At 53.8% G+C, this 17,544-nt stretch carries 11 protein-coding genes; 10 read left to right on the plus strand and 1 reads right to left on the minus strand.

Features of this window, described 5'->3' with window-relative positions; genetic code table 11:
- The first annotated feature begins 308 nt into the window (after positions 1-308).
- From ABE504_RS03290 to ABE504_RS03330, 9 genes are all read left to right on the plus strand, one after another.
- Positions 309-1,988 (plus strand): S-layer homology domain-containing protein, encoded by a 1,680-nt coding sequence (locus ABE504_RS03290; protein ID WP_430084405.1) that lies wholly within the window; start codon positions 309-311, stop codon positions 1,986-1,988.
- Positions 1,989-1,990: 2 nt separating this feature from the next.
- Positions 1,991-6,403 carry a family 16 glycoside hydrolase gene (locus ABE504_RS03295; RefSeq protein ID WP_430084408.1) on the plus strand — a complete coding sequence of 1,471 codons (4,413 nt, stop codon included), beginning with the start codon at positions 1,991-1,993 and terminating at the stop codon, positions 6,401-6,403.
- A gap of 96 nt (positions 6,404-6,499) precedes the next feature.
- Positions 6,500-7,915, plus strand: a complete 1,416-nt coding sequence (locus ABE504_RS03300; RefSeq protein ID WP_430084411.1) for a glycoside hydrolase family 30 — start codon at positions 6,500-6,502, stop codon at positions 7,913-7,915.
- 404 nt (positions 7,916-8,319) lie between these two features.
- The gene (locus ABE504_RS03305) at positions 8,320-9,255 is read left to right on the plus strand and encodes a putative sporulation protein YtxC (RefSeq protein WP_430084414.1); all 936 of its coding nucleotides are present in this window, start codon (positions 8,320-8,322) and stop codon (positions 9,253-9,255) included.
- Positions 9,256-9,598: 343 nt separating this feature from the next.
- Positions 9,599-11,533, plus strand: coding sequence for a threonine--tRNA ligase (gene thrS / locus ABE504_RS03310; protein WP_430084417.1), 1,935 nt, complete (start codon positions 9,599-9,601; stop codon positions 11,531-11,533).
- A 191-nt stretch (positions 11,534-11,724) separates the two neighbouring features.
- Complete coding sequence (locus tag ABE504_RS03315) at positions 11,725-12,366, plus strand: 3D domain-containing protein (RefSeq protein WP_430084420.1); 642 nt, start codon at positions 11,725-11,727, stop codon at positions 12,364-12,366.
- A 76-nt stretch (positions 12,367-12,442) separates the two neighbouring features.
- Positions 12,443-12,571: a hypothetical protein gene (locus ABE504_RS03320; RefSeq protein WP_430084423.1), complete on the plus strand. Its 129-nt coding sequence runs from the start codon at positions 12,443-12,445 to the stop codon at positions 12,569-12,571.
- A gap of 119 nt (positions 12,572-12,690) precedes the next feature.
- Positions 12,691-14,211: a methyl-accepting chemotaxis protein gene (locus ABE504_RS03325; protein WP_430084426.1), complete on the plus strand. Its 1,521-nt coding sequence runs from the start codon at positions 12,691-12,693 to the stop codon at positions 14,209-14,211.
- 78 nt (positions 14,212-14,289) lie between these two features.
- Positions 14,290-14,667, plus strand: coding sequence for a hypothetical protein (locus ABE504_RS03330; protein WP_430084429.1), 378 nt, complete (start codon positions 14,290-14,292; stop codon positions 14,665-14,667).
- A gap of 149 nt (positions 14,668-14,816) precedes the next feature.
- Here ABE504_RS03330 and ABE504_RS03335 read toward each other — a convergent pair whose 3' ends face one another.
- Positions 14,817-16,103, minus strand: a complete 1,287-nt coding sequence (locus tag ABE504_RS03335) for an ammonium transporter (RefSeq protein WP_430084432.1) — start codon at positions 16,101-16,103, stop codon at positions 14,817-14,819.
- A gap of 274 nt (positions 16,104-16,377) precedes the next feature.
- Here ABE504_RS03335 and liaF point away from each other — a divergent pair, with 274 nt between their 5' ends.
- Complete coding sequence (liaF, locus tag ABE504_RS03340; protein WP_430084434.1) at positions 16,378-17,541, plus strand: cell wall-active antibiotics response protein LiaF; 1,164 nt, start codon at positions 16,378-16,380, stop codon at positions 17,539-17,541.
- Positions 17,542-17,544 lie beyond the last annotated feature (3 nt).

Consider the following 17,544-nt stretch of genomic DNA (forward strand, 5'->3'; position numbering starts at 1 on the left):
AAAGCAGTTTTTGGGGCTGAGCGTGCTTCAGAAGCGGGTGTTTGTCGGAAAAGCCTGCAGAATTGCAGGCTCTTCATAGAATCAGGAGGGTAACGAGGAAGATCCCTGCTTATTTGCAGGTTTTGATGCCTCTCGGCCACGCAACGCACACTCATTGGCGAGAATCAAAATCCCCTATAGTTGCAGGTAGTGGGCTGTGAAGCTGAATAAGAAGTTGCGAAAGCGCTTCCCATATGGAGGAAGGCGTTCGTAGGCACGGCGGTTTTGCATAATAACCAACTATACGTATGTGAAAAGGAGGTTTTGGAGTGTTAAGAAAACGATGGATAAGCATGCTTCTGCTTCTGGTGATGTTGGTTCCAGCTAGCTGGATACAGGCTGCTGGCCCCTCAACGGCGTTGACGGCGATCCCGTCCAAGCAGCAGGGTGATGCCGTCTTGATCCAAGGGACGACGAGCTTGCAGCACGTCATCGTGCAGGTGTTCAGGCCGAACGGCACACTGCTGATCATGGATCAACTGGCCAAAGGCGAGCTGCTGTCGGGAATGGTGGTGACGCTGCCGTCCGATACGCCGACGGGGAGCTATACCGTGAAGGCAGGCGAGGGTGACGATTATGCAGCGATTACGTTTGAGGTTGCGGCAAAAGGGGATGGGGGCTCCGATCCGGGGACGGATCCGGGGACAGACCCGGGAACAGATCCTGGAACCGACCCAGGAACGGATCCAGGGACAGACCCGGGAACGGACCCCGGGACAGATTCGGGAACGGATCCGGGCGACAACTCCGGCCCCGGCACTGGGGACGGCACTGCTGCTGGCGATGCGACACTGAAGCTCGCAACTGCGAGCTCGCCCGATGCAGCAGGCGTTGCGAAAGCCGCCGCCACGCAAGCGGCGATCGAGCAAGCGCTCGCAGGAGCGCCGGGAGGCACGCTGACACTCGACTTCCCGAAAGTCGAGGGCGCACGCGCCTATGAAGCGGCCCTGCCGGCGCCGCTGCTGACCGAAGGCAGCGCAGCACGCCAGCTGGCGCTGCAAACCGAGTTCGGCACGATCACGCTGCCGAATGATATGTTCACACACGGAGAAACGGCCGGGAAGACGAACGTGTCCGTTATGGTGAAGCAGGTCGGTACGGACGGCTTCTCCGACGACGTCAAAACGGCGATCGGCGATCGGCCGGTTATCGATATTACTATCATGCTGGATGGCAAAGCCGCCGCATGGAACAACCCCAAGGCGCCGGTGCACGTGGCGATTCCTTACCAGCCGACGCAGGTGGAGCGGAGTCAGCCGGACGGCATCACGGTCTGGTACATCAACGACAGCGGACAGCCAACGCCAGTAACGAGTGGCCGCTACGATGAGAGTACGGGAACGGTCACGTTCTCGACGACGCATTTTAGCAGCTATGCGGTTGTCTACGTCGTGAAGTCGTTCAGCGACCTTACCGGCTACAGCTGGGCGCAGAAGCAGATCGAAGCGCTCGCCGCCAAAGGCATCATCGCTGGCACCTCCGAGACCACGTTCTCGCCGGGAACGGCGATTAAGCGCGCCGATTTCATCCTCCTGCTCATGCGGACGCTGGGCTTCCCTGCGCAGTCGTCGCAAGGCTTCATCGATGTGCCTGCCAGCACCTACTACGCCGATGCGATTCAAACGGCGCGGGCGCTCGGCATCACCGACGGAACCGGCGCTAACCGCTTCGAGCCCGAGACAACCATTTCCAGGCAGGAAATGATGACGCTTACAGCGCGGGCGCTGCAAGCCGCAGGCCAACTGCCTGCTGTCACGACCCAATCATCGTTGGCCGGATTCAAAGACGCCGGCGACGTGGCCAGCTACGCCCAAGCCAGTATCAGCGCCTTGATCCGCCTGGGCATCATCGAGGGCGACGGCAGCTTCCTGAGGCCGCTGGCCAGTACGAGCCGCGCGGAAACAGCCGTACTGCTCTACCGTATCTATCAATCTTCGGGAGGGAACTAAGAATGGGAATCCAACCAGCCTCGCGCGTGCGAGGCTTCAAAAAACAGATTGCGGCGCTGACAGCCGCCTTCCTGATCGCATCTACCGCTGCCGTGCTCACGCCGCCGCAAGCTGCGCATGCCGCAGGCGCCACATTCGAAGCAGACTACGCGGTCTCCGAAGGGCCGCTCGTCCGCACGGAGCAATTTAACAACACGAACTACACGCCGCTGCCCGTTCATGTCGTAGATGAACTGAAAGGGCTGAAGACGAAAGTCGTCCGCGATTTTGTCAAAATCAACTGGTACTACAACAAGGACAACGCGAACAGCGACTACCTGGCCTATTCCATCGACGATCCGCGGAATGCCGACAATCCGGACCTGCTGAGTGCGCGCAAAGAGACGTACGACTTCATGTCGCAGTTCTCGGATTCCTTGCTGATCTCATTGGCGTACTCGTACGGCGGTGACGCGAACCCCGGCAAGAACCGCCTGCTGGCTGGCGAAACGACGATGAATTGGCCGGAATTCGATAAGGCGATGAAGAAGATTATTTTGACCTTGAAGGAAAAAAATCCGGAACTCGAATACATCGAGGTCGGCAATGAGCCGAACCTGGAGCCGGCGTTTTATGGACATACGAAAGACGATATTCCAGGCTATATGCGCATGTATGAAGGGATGTCCGAAGCGGTCAAATGGGTGAATACCCAGGGGCTTGCAGGGCAGCCGGTAAAGGTTGGAGGACCGGTGTTATCCGGCTACAACTTTGAGAAGCAGAAGCAGTTCGTGGACATCGCGTATGCGAAGGGGTATCAGGTGGATTTTGTGTCTTGGCATCGTTATCAAGAGGATGTGCGGATGAACGAGACGCAGGAAATCGAGATGAAAACGTACCTGCACCAGTTCTATCCGAACGCGACGACGATTGTGAGCGAGTATGGCTGGAAAGGCGGCGGCGGTCTCAGCGATCCGACCAATAACGTGGGCCTCTCGAAGCAGGCGGCATTTATGACGGATGCGGCGTACTTTTTTGCACGCGGCGGTACCGACATTCCGATGAACTGGGTGGCGGTGCACACGCTGAACGCCTATTTCAAAAACCAGTTCGATGTCGACTACGCGCTGAGCAGCGGGGATACGACGAATTGGCAATCTTTTACCAACAGCGACCCGAAATCCCTGCAATACTTGAATTTAAGAGGCTGGCGCGAATCCGCGTCCACGTCGAAGCCGATGAAGATCAAAGAAATCCGCTTCTTCGACAGCAGCAATAACCCGATTCCGATTCCGAATACGGCGGGTGATCCCGCGATTGCAGCTGTGACTGATGGAGATGAGGCTACGCAGTTCACGCAATCCGATTACTGGACGTGGCTGAAGTTCGATCTGGGGCCTAACGCTCCGGCGATCGCCCGTGTCGACATCCTGTGGGGCAATGCGGACATCAATACGTTCCAACTGATTGGCACTGCCGATAAACTTCACTATTATGAGGTGCTTGGCCACACGTTCTTCACGCCGTACTTCAACACCATGCGCATGTTCGGTCAGCTGGGGGATACGCGCATTCACACGAGCGGCGGCAGCACGGACATTTACGGCACGCGCATGCTGGCGACGAAGAACAGCGATACGAAAGCGACGATGATGGTGTGGAACAAGCAAGGCGACGGCAGCGCGTCCGCGAATGTCGAAATTCAGGTGAAAAACCTGCCTGCCGGCTTCCAAGGCAAAAGCGTGCGCTACAAAAAAGTGCTCGTCGACGAAACGCACAGCAATTATGCTTACAACAAAATCGATGATCTGCAAATTGTGGATGAGGGCATTGTAAACGTTACAGACAGTCTCACACTCAGCCAGACACTGGAGAAAAACGCGGTGATGCTGATCGAGCTGGAAGCCGTGGATCCGAGCATTAAGAACATTGTATCTGCGGGCAAAACAGTAACCGTATCCTCCGGCATGACCGGCGGCGCCAACCTGGTGGATGGCAACGCGGCGACGGCAGCCTTAGCTTCAACGAACGCTTATCCGCAAACGGTTCAGGTCGATCTGGGCAAAGCCTATTCCCTTGCGGGCATGGGCATCGAATGGACGAGCAGCGCGACAAGAGGCTACAAATACACAATCGAGACGAGCCTGGATGGCGTGACGTACACGCCAGTCGTCGACAAGAGCTCTGATCCTTCCTACGTTCCGCAGGTTGGCAACAGCCTGGAATGGTTCAATGAGAAAGCCCGCTACGTCAAGCTTACGGTGACGGGCTCCACTTACGATGGACCGCTGTCCATCAATGAAGTGAAGGTTTTTGCGGAAGCCATGTACAAAAACGGCTTCGAATCTGTCGCCGACCGAGATACCTCCAGTTGGGTGATGACGGGCTACAGCAGCGCCTCTACGCCATGGACGTTCGCGACAGACAGCGTAACGAACAATACGTACGCGATTCCGGTGAGCACATATCCGTCCACGCCAAGTTTTGCGATTTTCGGAGACGATCTCAAAGATTACGGGGTTGAAGCTCGCGTAAAGGTGGCGGACAGCTCCTACACCGGCAATGTGCAGATGGGCTTGCTGGCAAGAGCGAGCACGTACAACAGCCAGTATTATTTCAAATTGCAGCGGACCAGCACGCAGAATCAAGCGATCCTGGAAAAACGGATCAGCGGCACGACGACGGTGCTCGGCACGTATGATTTACCTGCACCGATCGATTCGTCAACATGGTATAAGCTCAATCTGGAAGCGGCAGGCTCAACGATCAAAGCCTTCGTCGACGGCGTACAGGTCCTCGAAGTAACGGATGCAAGCCGCACCTCCGGCAAAATCGGGCTGCGCAGCCATGAAGCTTTGGCGATTTTCGACGATGTGAAGGTGTATCCGCTCGTACCGAAGCTGGGCGGTATCCAGGTGGATGGCGTTCCGATCAATGGCTTCGATCCAGGGATTAACAGCTATACCGTGCTTGTGCCGATGACGACCAACACCGTCACCGTAACGGGCTCCGCTTATGGAACCGGCAGCATCGTAGTTGCTCCCGCCTCCGGTCAAGTGACCTTCGATACGGTCGGACAAGAGAAGACCTACACCCTTGCTGCGCTATCCAGCGAAGGCAACGGTGCGAACTATTACACGGTACGGCTCAAGCAAGCGAGCGCCGATACGTCGCTCAGCTCCTTAAGGCTTTCGCTGGTCACTGACCCGCTGACGCCGCCGGGCCAAATGCCGGCCTCCAGCATTACCCTTGTGCCGGGACAGACGGATTACACGATCCATGTGCCGTCCAGAACAAAATATGTGAAAGTGGCAGAAGCGGTTGCGACAGCAAGCAACGTAGCGACGGTTAACATCACCGACGGCGTTATGTCGAACGGGACTGGAACGGCGACCGTCACCGTCACCTCGGAAGCGGGAACATCCGCCGTCTACACGCTCCATCTTGTAGCGAACGCTGAAGCGCCAATCGGGGCGGTGCTCTACCAAGAGGATTTTGAAAACGGCAGCTTTAACGCCGACAGTGTTACAGGCTGGAACAACGGCGCCACACCGAATGCAGCCGCTTCGCATCTGCGCGTGGTGACGGAGGATCAGGGGCAGGTGCTTGAAAAATATACCACAACGAGCATGGCCTTCACCGTCGGCCAAAGCGACTGGACGAATTACGATGTCCGCGCCAGAGTGAAGGCGCAGGTCGGCACGGCGCTGCCGGGCATCATTGCCCGCGCGTCCGATGACGGCAAAAACTTCTATATGCTGCGCATCCATAACGGCACCAACGGCCTGCCGGGCGGCAGCACGGGCTATATCGCGCTCGGTCGCGTCGTCAATGGCAGCCTCAAAGAGCTCGACAGCAAAAAAATCCCGTACCCCTACATTGTCGGGAATTGGTATCAACTGCGACTGGTTGTCGACGGCAACCGGATCAAGGGCTACGTCGATGACAATCTCATTTTCGACGAGATCGACAACGGCACGCTCTTCTCGGGCAATCCGCCTGCGCTGACGAAAGGCAAATCCGGGATTCGCGTGGCGAACCAGCTTGCGAGAATCGATGATTTCCTAGTAACGGAAATCTCGGACGTCGTCGTACCTCCGGTCGATCCTCCGGTGGAACAGCCCGCTTTTACCCTGCAAGGCACGCTTAGCAGAACAGGCGGGCTGACCGCGAACGTGACGGTGAATCGCACGGCTGGCGCCGCGGATCATGCGGGTTCGGAAATTGTGTTCTTCCAACTGCTCAAAGGCACGACACCCGTTGCTTATACGGCAGTAGAGAGCGATCTCACTGGGGGACAACAGGCAGCCGGGCACTTCGATGTGACTGATCCCGACAACGCGGATTATCACGTTCGTGTGTTTGTGGTCAGCGATTGGAGCGCTTTGAATGACAGCTTACCGGCAGCGTTATCCAACAAGATAGATCTTCCATAAGACGTTAGTATACAGGCTGTAATCCAACCGAATAGGTCGCGATTGCAGCCTGTTTTTGTTTTAAATTCTAACCAAACAGAAGGGGAGTTGACAGGTATGAAGAAGAGACGGCAATGGATGACGAAACAAGGGATGGGGGCTTTGTTATGTGCAATATGGATAGCGGTTTCAGGTTCCACCGTGGCCGCAGCAGCCGACACAATCACCCTAACCAAAGCAACCACCTACCAAACGATCGACGGCTTCGGCGCCGCGGCCAACAAGCCTGTCTACGACCTTCAGCATAAAATGAGCGCGGCGAATCAATCGGCGATTCTGGATAAGCTTTTTCTGAACAGCGGCTCGAATGCGGGGCTCACGATAATTCGGTGGGAAATCAATCCGTTCAAGCTGAGCGAGGATCCTTCAGGCGTTGAAATTTCCTACTGTGGGTGGAATAACTGTACGGAAGACTGGACCACGGATGCGCACCAACGTTGGTTTGCCGACCAAGCGTTAGCTCGCTATAGCCCCATGCAGTTCTATGCGGTTCCCTGGAGCCCGCCGTCCTGGATGAAGGACTCGGCTTCGGTGAAAGGCGGCCACCTGCTCGCCGGGAAGTATCCGAATTTCGCGAGCTATGTGGCGAGATGGGTGGAGAAGTACAGGAACGATTTCGGCTATAACATCAAATGGCTGAGCATTCAGAACGAAGCGGATTATGAAAATACATCCTGGGCATCCGCGCGTTATTTTAACGCTGAAATGGACAGTGTGATCGGCGAGGTCGATGCCGCACTTACCGCCAAAGGGATTCGCTCGCAGGTGAAGCTGACGGCCCCGGAAGCGACATCGGAGAATGTGGCGATGAATTTCTTGAACAACATGCCGACGAACAAGAGCCTTGTCGACTATATCGCCTATCACAATTACGGCAACAATAACAGCAGCCTGTACGCGGAGACGAAGCCCAAATTAATGACGGAATACAATTTTAAAGATGAAACCAACAACCTCTGGAACCCCGGGAATACGACCTATGATAACCAGCAAGCAGTCGATCTCGCGGTCAAAATTCAGCGGGCGCTGACGACCGGCGACGCCAACGCGGCCAGAGGCTTCTTCTACTGGTGGAGCGTCGGCAGCAACGAATCGTTAGCCCAACAATTAATTAATATGGATACAACGAACAACATCTATACAGTTAGCAAAGTGTTGTATGCGATGGGCAACTTCAGCCGAGTGATTAGACCGGGCTATGTGCGCATCGCGGCGTCCTCCAGCAACCCTTCGCTGCTTGTGCTGGGTACCAAAATCAACTCCACCGGCAAGGCGCAGCTCGTTGTCATCAATACGTCTTCGTCCGATATTACGGCGACCGTTAACGGCTTCTCCACGACTTCGACCGCAGCATCCAAGCTGAAAACGAGCGTGACCGACAACCTCGCGAATATGACGGATGTGACGCTTTCCGGCGGCACTTTTACGCAAACGTTTTCAGCGAAGTCCATTTATTCCTTTTCCGAAAAGTAAGGCCAGCCAGTGAAATTTTTTTGACCAACTGTTGAAAATTTAATGTTATTTTCAGGTTTCTCATGCACAAGAGGAGTAGAATGGGGTCAGACCTTCAAATTCGGAGTCAAGATAGGAGTGGTTTGTTGTGAAAACATTGAAAAGCTTTTTTCAAGGATTCCTGTTTGCCTTCGTCTCGATTGGGGCTCTGCCGTTTCTCCTCGTGAAGGCATGTCTGGAGCAATTATATTGATGATCTCATTCATTTGAGCCAGGAAGCAGCTTGATGCTGCTTCTTTTTTTTGCGCTCCACACCCCCGCGGCTGGCAAATTGTTCGTTGTATATCTCCTCGGCAAGGGCCATATACTTGTAAGAGGAGGATGCGACAGACGGAAGGAGCGAGGATATGGTGGAGCTGTTTGGAGTGGCATTTTCTCATGGAGACGATGCGGAGGATCAGTCGCTATTCTTGCAGGTGCAGCAAGGATTGCAGCTTTTACATATGAGTGAAGCGCAGGTAAAAGCAGATTTCGCACGATATCCTGAGCATGGCATCATTCGCGTGGAAGCCGAGATGCTGGAGCAGGATGTGGATATGCCCTGGCTGTTGGTGCGGGTGAAAGAGGCGCTCTCCGAAGCGCTTGCGGGGTATATTGTGGCGGACAAGGAGCCGGCTATTTTACGTCATTTGATTATAAAAGAGTTTAATTACGATAAAACCGCCGATGTGGAGGCGATCGAGGGCTACTGCCAGCAGTCGCTGCAATCGGAATGCGGCGTTGACGACGGACTCTTGACCATGAACAGCTCACCGAGCAAGCAGCGTCGTAAAGGCATGCTGAAAGAACTGTTATCGCATATGCTCGGCGAACATCCAGTGCTGAATCTGGACGGTTTTCTCGCATTTCGCATTCAGGAATATAGGGAGGAACTGCGGGAAATCGTGGAGTATGCCATCGATGAATTCATGATGGATCGCCAGTATCAGGAGTTTATTTCACTCCTTCAATATTTTGTCTATATCCAGGAAGCCAAGATTCCTGCGGTCCATCTGATCCACAAGGGCGGGCATGAGTTTGTCATTTTGAATGATAAAATGGAGCCAATCGATGCCAGCGATCTGGATACGACGCTGCGCATGGAGGTGCTCGAGAAAGACATCAACTTTGAGGATATGATCGTGTCCACGCTAATTTCCGTTTCGCCGGCGAATATTTACATTCACACGCGCGATGCCGATCTGACGATTATCAAGACGATTCGGCAAATTTTTGAAGACCGGACTTCGGTATGCGCCTATTGCCGGACCTGTGATCTATATCTCGGTGAAGCCAAGAAGCACGATCAGCTGTCCCCTTGACCTTGCTGCCCCGTCTGATTATAATAAGGGACGAAGGCGTTACAACAAAGACATGAACGTTCTGCAAGATCTGCTCAGAGAGAGAAGCCAAGGCTGCAAGCTTCTTCAGCGAATCAGAACCGTTTACCCCTTTGGAGCCGTGTTGTGGAATTCGTTTCTCCAGCTAGAACGTTACTATACAACACCGGAGTCATTCCCGTTATCGAATGCTGATGAGGATTAGTCCTATTGTCTATAATAGCGATAATCGAACTAGGGTGGAACCACGAGCCGAGCGCACTCGTCCCTTACCGGGATGAGTGTGCTTTTTTGCGTTCAATTTATTTCATAGGAGGAACCGAAGATGGTTGTACAAGTGAAGTTACCGGATGGAGCAATAAGAGAATATGCCGTTGGAACAACAATTGAACAAGTGGCGGAATCGATCTCAAGCGGCCTCAAGAAAAATGCTGTGGGCGGCAAAGTGAACGGTAAATCCGTTGATTTGTCTTATGCCTTGGAGCAGGATGCAGATGTGGAGATTCTGACGCTGGACAGCGAAGCGGGACTCGAAATGTACCGTCACAGCACAGCGCACTTGATGGCGCAAGCGATCAAACGCATTTACGGCGAAAAAACCGTGAAGCTCGGCATCGGTCCTGTCATCGAGGACGGCTTCTATTATGACATCGATCTGGATACACCGCTGAATCCTGAAGATTTGGTGCGCATTGAGAAAGAGATGGAACGCATTGTCGGCGAAAATCTGGCGATTACCCGTCGCGTCGTCTCCCGCGAGGAAGCAATCCGCATTTTCACGGAGCTTGGCGATCCTTTCAAGCTGGAACTCATTCGCGATTTGCCGGAAGATGCTGTCTTGACTATTTACGATCAAGGCGAATTTTTCGACCTGTGCCGCGGGCCGCACTTGCCGTCCACCGGCCGCATTAAAGCGTTCAAGCTGCTTAGCGTAGCGGGAGCTTACTGGCGCGGCGACGCGAAGAACAAGATGCTGCAGCGCATCTACGGCACCGCGTTCCCGAAAAAAGCGCAGTTGGACGAGCACCTGCACTTGCTGGAAGAGGCCAAGAAGCGCGATCACCGCAAGCTCGGCCGCGAGCTGAAAGTGTTCGGCTTCTCCCGCGAAGTCGGCCAAGGCTTGCCGCTGTGGCTGCCGAACGGCGCCAAAATCAGACGCACGATGGAACGTTATATCGTCGACCTGGAAGAGCGTCTGGGCTACGATCATGTCTACACACCGGTGCTTGCGAACGTAGAGCTGTACAAAACTTCCGGCCACTGGGAGCACTATCACGAGGATATGTTCCCGAAAATGGTCATGGACAACGAGGAACTCGTGCTCCGTCCGATGAACTGTCCGCATCACATGATGGTATATAAGAGTGAAATGCGCAGTTACCGCGATCTGCCGGTGCGTATCGCCGAGCTTGGCACGATGCACCGCTACGAAATGTCGGGTGCTTTGACCGGCCTTCACCGCGTGCGTGCGATGACGCTGAATGACGCGCACATTTTCTGCCGTCTGGATCAGATCAAAGAAGAGTTCGCTCGTGTCGTGAATCTGATACGTCAAGTGTATGCAGACTTCGGGATCACCGATTACCGTTTCCGTCTTTCGTACCGGGACCCTAACGATAAAGAGAAGTACTTCCAGGACGATCAAATGTGGGAAACTGCGCAGCGCATGCTTCGCGAAGTTGTTGAGGAGCTGGGCTTGCCATTTTTCGAGGCGGAAGGCGAAGCGGCATTTTACGGCCCTAAACTGGACGTTCAGATCAAGACTGCATTGAAAAAAGAAGAAACCCTGTCGACTGCGCAGATCGACTTCCTGCTGCCTGAGCGCTTCCAGCTCGAGTACACAGGTGAAGACGGTCAGAAGCATCGTCCGGTCGTTATCCACCGCGGCATCATCTCGACTATGGAGCGCATGACGGCGTTCCTGCTTGAGAATTTCGCGGGCGCGCTGCCAACTTGGTTAATGCCGGTGCAGGCGAAGGTCATTCCGGTTTCCCCGGCCTTCGAGGAATACTCGACACAAGTGACCGAGAAGCTGCGTGAGGCGGGCATCCGCGTTGAAGCGGACAACCGGAACGAGAAGCTCGGCTACAAGATTCGTGAGGCGCAGCTGGAGAAAATTCCGTTTATGCTCGTCGTCGGCGAGAACGAAGTGACGAATGAAAGCCTGTCGATCCGCAAACGCGGACAAGGCGATTTGGGCACCCACCCGGTTAGCGAAGTTATTGCGATGATTACCGAAGAAATCGCGAAAAAAATATAGAAACGAAAGGCCGGAGCACGCGTCGATACGCGGTTTCGGTCTTTTTTTGCAGCATAAAAGCCTACTGAATCCTCTTCCCGTCCATGCATATTCCTGACATTTGAGGACACGCTATATCGTGAGTCTATATATGGAGGTTTAATGATGGCAAGAAATGGACATCCTACGAAAGTAGGGGGAGGCTTTGAACAATGATGATTACGAGATCTCCGCATCAATCGAAATGGCTGCTTGCTTGGGTGCTGGTTACCTTGCTGGTTGTGCTGTTCGGGGAAGAGGCAGGTCACACAGGTTACGCTGTTAATCCAACCATTACTCATAGAGAAGCTCAGCCAGGTCTGGCAGCAGCTGCGCCTGCGGCGATTCCAGTCGCCCAGGAACACCGGCAGCAAGCAAGCTATCGCTACGTACCGCGGCTCGACACCGATTTATCGAAATACACGTCCGTTGAAGTGACGGCGACCGGTTATTTTGCAGGGAAGGAATCGACAGGCAAAACGCCGGGGCATCCCGAGTACGGCATTACCTACTCCGGGGTTAAAGTGGTTCGGGACGACCAGGCCCTCTCCACGATCGCGGCGGATACCAAGGTGTTTCCGCTTGGCACGGTGCTCTTCATTCCGGGTTACGGCTACGGCGTTGTGGCCGACACCGGCAGTGCCATCAAGGGCAAGAAAATCGACCTTTATTTCGACACAAAGGCACAGGTTTACAAGGAGTGGGGCAAAAAGACCGTGAAAGTGTTCATCGTCAAGAAAGGCGACGGCAAGGTCACGGAAACGATTTGGAATCAGCTTAAGGATGAGATTCTCGCTCCGCGGAAGACGCTGTAACGTTTAAATTTGTTTTCGCCAAACTCATAATCTTTTCTCTCCTGGGGAACTATATGTTTACAGGAGGTGATTGACCATGGCAAAGAACAAAAACAACAACAACAACAACAAGCAAGCAGCTCAGGACGTTGAATTCGCTGCTGAAACAGCGGTACCTAGCAGACAACAGCAAAACAACAACAACGCGCAAAACCAAAATAAATAACGAAGAAACAGCGGAGATCCAAGCGGATCTCCGTTTTTATTTCTTTTCAAGGGTTACGGATTCCGATATAATATAACAAAATATAACAAATCGTTTCCTGTTGGAGGGAGTTCGAAATCATGCGCTCAGAATCGAAACAGAAAGCTTGGCTTGCAGGTTTGTTCGTCGTGGGAATTGCCGCAATTGTAATCGCTTTATTTTTGGATTCCAAGCTTGTGGATGTCATTGGCTTTGTTGTGCTGTTAGCGGCTGGCGTAGGGGCCTGGATGAGCTGGAGAAGCGCTGTACGCATGGAACTGAACGAGAACAACACGGAAGATCAGATTCGGACGTTTATTCAAGAATCGCAGGTCGTTGCCGATCGTTTGGCTGCCGCCGTGGAAGAAGTAAATCGCTCCATTAGCCACCTGTCGCAAATCGCCGACGCTTCGATTCAAAGCGAGGAAGAACTGCAAGCGAGAAGCAAGCACGCAGCGGGGCAGCTGCAAGAGGCGTTCGCGGCCATTCAGCAGGTAGCTGCTGCAGCCGACCAGATTCTTGATTCCTCCTTGCATATGCACCGCGAGAGCGAGCAGACGAAGGATACCGTCGTAGACGTATGCCGTTCGCTCAATGCAACAGACGAAGTGATGAACAATTTACATACGAACAACGATTCGATGCAGGAGAAGATTAAAGATTTGACGGCGCATACGTCGAAAATCGAGGAGATCAACACGTTTATTACCGAAGTTGTCGCTCAGACCTCGCTGCTGGCGCTGAACGCCTCCATCGAAGCGGCACGGGCCGGCGAGCAAGGACGCGGCTTCTCCGTCGTGGCGCAGGAAATTAAGAAGCTCGCGGCGCAGAGCCACGAGGCGGTGCAAAGCTCCTCCGAGCTGCTATCCGCTATCGAGCAGGGCGTCGCGCAGGTCGTGTCTGCGGTGGAGCTCGAGAAAGCGTCCGTTATTTCCGGCATCGAAGAAATGAAAATCATGAAGGGCAAGATCGACACGATCTTCTCGCTCATTTTGAATGTGAATAGTCTGGTGGCCAGCACGACAAGCTCGACCGAGCATCAATCCTCGCTCGTGATCGGGACGCGGACGTCGCTTGGGGGCGTCGTCGATCTCATGAATGAGACGATGTCGAGCGTGGAGCATGCGCTGACGCAAATGAAGCAGCAGCGCCACGAAGTGTCCGGCCTTCAACTTGTGAATCATAACCTCGCCAAGTCGTCGACCGAGCTGATTCAGGCGATTGGAGCAGTCGGCTTGCGGCAGAAGCAGGGAACGGTGAATGCGAACGTGCAAGAGATGAAGCAGCTGCTGAATGGACTTGTGCTGCAAGCTGACATTCTGTCACTGCTGGAGGACAAGCATGCGGCACAGTTAAGCGGTGTGCTTCGCAAGACGACGGGCATTGAGGCGATCTGGTCCAACCGTGCAGACGGCACGTTTATTTTCTCTCAACCGGAAGCGGGGCTTGTGAATGCGAAAGGCCGCGACTGGTGGAAGCGCGCCATGGAAGGCGAGTTGTTCGTTTCTCCTGAGTACGTGTCAGCTATTACGAAAAAGCCGTGCATAACGATCTCCAGAGCGATCAAAGATGACATGGGCAAAGCGGTAGGCGTCGTTGGTATCGATTTGGTTGTAAATTAATAGTTCTCAAACCGGCCTCTTTGGTGTAAAATAAGATTACTGTGATAATTCTTGACACGAAGAGGTAGGTGATCGTTCATGATAAGCGCATTACGTTCGGACGGAAGGCCGCACCCGGCACCGCGCAAAGCGGCTGAGGTGTTTCCTTTCTTGGAAGCTTATATTCAGCGTAAAGAGCAGCAAGCTCTGGAAATTGAGCAAGTTGTTGAACGATATGAGAGAAAACGGATGAAAGAAGAACGGGCGTATCAGTCGATGTCATCTTTTCGGCGTCTACTGTCAGGGAAAAAGCCGGATCACCATCTGGCTGTCGAGTACATCCATTATGTGAAAAAGCCGATGGAGCAGGTGCGCAAGCTGCGGGCGGAGATTGAACGGGCTCGGCAGATCATGCTGGAGACAAAACCGGGCGATGACATCGCGATTCCGGACGATTTGAACGAGATTTTCTCATAAGTAACATAGGGATGAAGGGATTGCTTGTGGAGGTCATGTGAGGACCTGCGGGAGCGATCCCTTTTTTTGCGGTGTGTGCCGCCCAACGTGCAAAAAAGCCTGGCGATTCCTCGCCAGGCTTTCTTCTCGATACTTGCTGCGGTGACCTCTCAATTCTTCTTCAAATGCTGCAGGTCGATGAACCCGTCTTCCTGGCTGTAAGCCGGTACGCCGTGGGTACCGACGTCCAGGCCGACCAGTTCCTCGTCCCGCGAAACGCGGAGCGCAGCGACCTTTTGGATCAGCTTCAGGCTCGCCCATGTCATGATATATCCCCATAGGCAGACGGTCAAAAGGCCCAATGCCTGAATGCCCAGCAGCGAGAAGCCGCCGCCGTAGAATAAGCCGGCCGTTCCTTCGCGGACAGCGTCTGGCTGCGCGAACAAACCAACGGCGATGGTGCCAATGCTTCCGCTGACGCCGTGCACCGGGAACGCGCCGACAGGATCGTCGATCTGCTTCGATTCGAGGATCTCGGTCGCGTAGACCATCGCGATGCCGCACACCGCGCCGATCAGAATCGCTGCCACGTCGCTCACAAAGGCGCAGCCCGCCGTGATGCCGACGAGTCCGGCCAAGGCACCGTTAATGACCATCGGCGGGTCGGATTTGCGGTAGCGCAGCATTGTGAACAGGATGCACGTCGCGCTCCCAGCTGCTGCCGACAGCATCGTCGTCACGGCGATATGGCCGATGGACGAGTTGGTCGCGCTGAGCGTACTGCCGGAGTTAAAGCCAAACCAGCCGAACCACAGAATGAAGGCGCCTACAGAAGCAAGCGGCAGGTTGGAGGGTGGGACGATGTTGGCGGAGCCGTCTGCCGAAAATTTGCCGATCCGTGGACCGATGATCATGGCAGCAGCGAGCGCCGCAAAGCCGCCTAACGCGTGGATGACGGCAGAGCCTGCGAAGTCGACCATGCCCAGCTTGCCGAGCCAACCGCCAACCGACCATACCCAGTGTCCGGCAATCGGATAAATTAGCCCGGTCATGGCGATGGTATACAAAATATAAGCGCGGAAGTTGATGCGCTCGGCAACGGCCCCGGAAACGATGGAAATCACCGCAATGACGAAGGCGCATTGGAACAGCCAATAGGTTTCATGTGAGATATTTAAGTTGATGTGTGTCAAATCTCCTCCCATGAAGAAACCTGACGTACCGATGAAGCCTCCGGCATCCTTGCCATACATAAGTCCAAAACCGACGAAATAGAAAATAAGAGCGCCAAACGAGATGTCCACGAACACTTTCATAATGATGCTGACTGCGTTCTTCTGTCTGACAAACCCTGCTTCCAGAAGGGCAAAGCCGCCTTCCATAAGCAGAATCATCGCTGCCGTCAAGACGACCCAAACGGTATCCAGGCCGCTGCTAAGCTGTTGAAGGGTATCCATTTTCCTATCGCTCCTTAATCGTGCCGATCAGTATTCGCACCAATTATACGGTTCTAGTGATAGGCATGTCAACGAATTACGTAAGATTAGATAACATAAATTGATGATTGTTCGTAATTTCAAAATATCATGTCATGTTTCATGCATATTACAATTTGAATATCGGTCTCGAGACCGAGGCAGCGGTCAATCCATCGTCTCTTTTCATTCCAACACCGTTCTTATAAACTAGAAGTATCATAACGAGACGATCACAAAATTGGAGGAAGCACATATGAATCCGCATATCTTTCAAAGAATGATGTGGGGCCTGGTTCTTGTTGCCGCCGGCTCGCTCTTCTTATTAGATCAGTTGGGTATTTTCGATATTGATCTCGCTTATATTTTTTCCACGTACTGGCCGGTTATTCTGATCTTCTATGGCTTGGTCGGATTTGTATGGCAGCGCAAATTTCATTGGGGGAGCTCGATCGGCAGTCTAGTCGTTTGCGGTGTCGGCACGGTCTTTCTCCTCAAAAATTTGCAAGTCACCGATCTATCCTTTGCTGAACTATTCAAGTATGCAGGTCCGATTGCTTTGATTTTGTTCGGACTCAGCGTTATTTTCAGACCGAGCCGCAAGGAATCGCCTGATTGGCTGGAGATGCGGAAAGCGAAGATCGAAGCGCGTCATATGAGAATACAAGAACGTATGGCTCGCCGGGCTGAACGCCACTCTCATTATGGGAAACATCGCAATCCGTGGGACAAGGACGCTTGGTCGGGCGGATCTGGGGATCAAACAGATCCGGCTCCGGAGGATTTGAACCAGCCCATTTGCAAAGGGCCGCTGAGCGAAGAAGAGAAAGCTGTGCTGAAAGACATTCACGGCGACAATCACGACTTGTCCGGCGCATGGAGTTCAATTGATCCGCCAGAGCCGAAAGCACCACCAGCGCCACCGACTCGGCAGGTGCCGCCTGTGCCGCCATCACACCAGGTGCCGCCCGCATCCTATGCGCCGCCGAAGCATCATCATCACAAATACGATGATTTTGTGCGCAGCTTTCATGATGGCGATGTGCTGCATCGCCACGGCTTTATCGGCGATGTTCACCTCGGCCAGGAGGCCTGGGAGCTGAAGCCGATTCAAATCTCCCATTTTATCGGGGATTCCGTGATTGATTTGACACGCGCCTCGATCCCGCGCGGCGAGACGCCGATTCATGTGTCCGCGTTTATCGGCGATGTGAAGATTTTTATCCCGAACGATATGGATGTGGAAGTGCGCGTCATGGCAAGCTCATTTATCGGGGACATGAAAGTGCTCGACCGTCGGGAGAGCGGGTTCCTGCGCAATTTGCGGACGCAGACTTCGCACTATGAGGAAGCGGAGTACAAAATTATCGTGACCACCTCGATGTTCATTGGCGACATTACTATTAAAAAGATAGGGTAAGGA

Source organism: Paenibacillus oryzisoli, from assembly GCF_050467285.1.
Classification (GTDB): Bacteria; Bacillota; Bacilli; order Paenibacillales; family NBRC-103111; genus Paenibacillus_E; species Paenibacillus_E oryzisoli_A.